The following is a 2,329-nucleotide window of genomic DNA, read 5'->3' on the forward strand; positions in this document are numbered from 1 at the left end:
TTTTTCTGCTAAAAGACTCTTTCTGCCTCTGCCAGCTGCGTCATAGACACTAGTGATACCATGCAACCAGTATTTCCTTCTTATGGTATAGACGCTTCTAGGGTTATAGCCAAAGTTCTCTGCTACGGTCGCTATAGGATGACCTTGACTCAGTTGATGCAGCATGAGTAGTCTGATTCGCGCTCTGGCATTGCCTTCTGTTTTAGATAATTGCAGAAAATCGTGGTCTGTGAGTTTATGGTTTCTAGGGGTTTTTTTCGGCATATGATTCTATTATGTTTTTGAGTTGATTATATTGTATATTATTTTGTGGAATTGGTATTATTATTCCGCAGACTAAGGCTGTCTGAAGGTAAGAGAAAAAAGAGATGTTGATAGTTATTCTACTTTGAAGGAGTGAGAAATGCCTGAATACGGGGTAATGGTGCTGTCCCAACCATTTTTCCAATCTCCTAAATGCATGATGCGATAAGTGCCTGGTGGGGTATCTGAATTTATATGCCAATCAATGGCTACCTTGCTATAAGCAATGCCTTCACGCTCCCAGGTATAGCGAGTCTCAAAATCAGCATCTGTTAAATAGTCCCTCCATTTACCTTGATGCAAACGCTGTACTTTTAAGAAAGTATCTTCAGTGCTTAAGTTATTTTTTGGGTGAGCTCCCCGGAAGGTAACGCTGACCAGCTCATTATGATGATAACTATCGTTAGGTTGAATCAGTACTTGTCCCCAAGCTTGATTCACTGGCTTATCATCAAAAGTCACGCCAGGTCTTTCGGCGAAACGTTTATTGGAGCGGTCTGGTGGCGTAATTTCACTAGTCACTTTGCTACCCTCACGCAGGGCATGAGCCAGCTGTACATACTCTTGCTGATACGCACTCGCTTGGTACGGGCCAAATTCAGTAGAAGCCCCTTCATAGTGTTGCTGGGCATATTCTGCTCGAGTAATAACATAGCCACTGTAATTATTGGCCAAACCGGCGACGACCAAAGTATCTACCCCTATAGGGGCTAATTCTTTAGCCACGGCTTGTCGTAAATGACGACCAACCATGGTAGTGGGTTCACCGGGGATGGCAATGAGCCCCAAGTTTCCGATACGCATTAGCTGTACCGGCTGCTGACTATTGACCCAGCCCCATTTACCCGTCGGTAATAGGACGGGCTTCTCAAGCTGACACGCATCTTGGCTAACTGTGGCCACCACCCCAAAAGCGGCTCGAGTGGCACTGCCTAATACGGATCTATCTGTGTTATTAACTTTGTCACTTATGCTTAGATTGTCTTTTATCATGCCTTCATAGATGCCGGGTATATCGGAAGGCCCATTTTCAGCACCGGATGCAAACGAATAGCCGCGGGCAGGAATACATAGCTTTTGGGGGCCGTCACCTTGGGTAAAGTTTTCACTCATCTCATACCCTGCCAGGTTTACCCAGCGTGATCGACTATCAATGGGCCCTGAGACCGGCTGACCTTGATTCCACATTTCAGCTGCTTTTTTTAGCTGCAAAGACCCATCTCGAATTACGTTTTCCCATTCGTTCTGACTTCCCTCATAGCCAGGCGCTGAATAGGCATTACCGCCACTGGCCACCACATCTCCTTCATCTGCGTTAGCAAAAGCGGCCACAAAATTAGGGTTATGTTATTGGCGCAGCTTAGCCTACATGCCCAATTGGGCATAACCTTTGTTGTCAGCACTCAAATGACTAAACTGGTTGCTAAAGCTGGTGGGATGGATCGCAAACCAGTTAATGAGTCCTAAAGGGGTGTCATCTGCGGCATCAAGGCGCAGCTGAGTCATAACTTCATTGACACTGCTGTCAAAATCTTTGGCCTCTGGATTGGCGTGATAAGCGGCCAAAGAGCGGTTGCGGGTGGCCTCTTTTAACTCGCCTTGAGCTAGGCTTAATTTACCAGGGACTAGACTATTGTGCGCTTGTTTGATTGAACGTGCGATGCCGTCAACTATGGCCTCAAAAGTTTGCTGGCTATAGCCTGCTTGTGTATCGTCTTGACTGGCAAGCTGATACAGCTTTTGATGAGAGTAGCCGCCATTGCCCACATGAGTATGAGTTGCCGTGAGCATCACGTTTTCATCAGTATAAAGTGTGCCGAACTCCGCTTGCAGACGTTTAATCACTTCAAGTTTTACTGCGGTGAACATGGCTCCCAAATCGGCAGAAACTTGACTTCCTCCCCTCGCTAAACCGAGGGGATTCCTACAGCTAGACGGTCAAGCCCGACCGCAAGGATGTTCTTAGCAGCATTGATATCTCTATCATGCCATGTGCCACACTCAGCACAAGTCCATCCTCTTATTC

At 46.5% G+C, this 2,329-nt stretch carries 3 protein-coding genes and 1 pseudogene; all 4 read right to left on the bottom strand.

Features of this window, described 5'->3' with window-relative positions; genetic code table 11:
- Window positions 1-264, bottom strand: a 264-nt coding sequence (locus A1019T_RS03875) for a helix-turn-helix domain-containing protein (protein WP_143514051.1), incomplete at its 3' end; no start/stop codon positions are given.
- A gap of 114 nt (window positions 265-378) precedes the next feature.
- Window positions 379-855, bottom strand: coding sequence for a neutral/alkaline non-lysosomal ceramidase C-terminal domain-containing protein (locus A1019T_RS13930; protein ID WP_341864622.1), 477 nt, complete (start codon window positions 853-855; stop codon window positions 379-381).
- Window positions 856-879: 24 nt separating this feature from the next.
- Window positions 880-2,181, bottom strand: a pseudogene (locus A1019T_RS13935) (neutral/alkaline non-lysosomal ceramidase N-terminal domain-containing protein); the annotation flags it as partial.
- A 29-nt stretch (window positions 2,182-2,210) separates the two neighbouring features.
- The coding region (locus A1019T_RS03885) for a zinc ribbon domain-containing protein (RefSeq protein ID WP_143514067.1) at window positions 2,211-2,329 on the bottom strand (119 nt) is incomplete at its 5' end.

This window comes from Psychrobacter piechaudii, assembly GCF_900162825.1.
GTDB classification, from domain to species: Bacteria; Pseudomonadota; Gammaproteobacteria; order Pseudomonadales; family Moraxellaceae; genus Psychrobacter; species Psychrobacter piechaudii.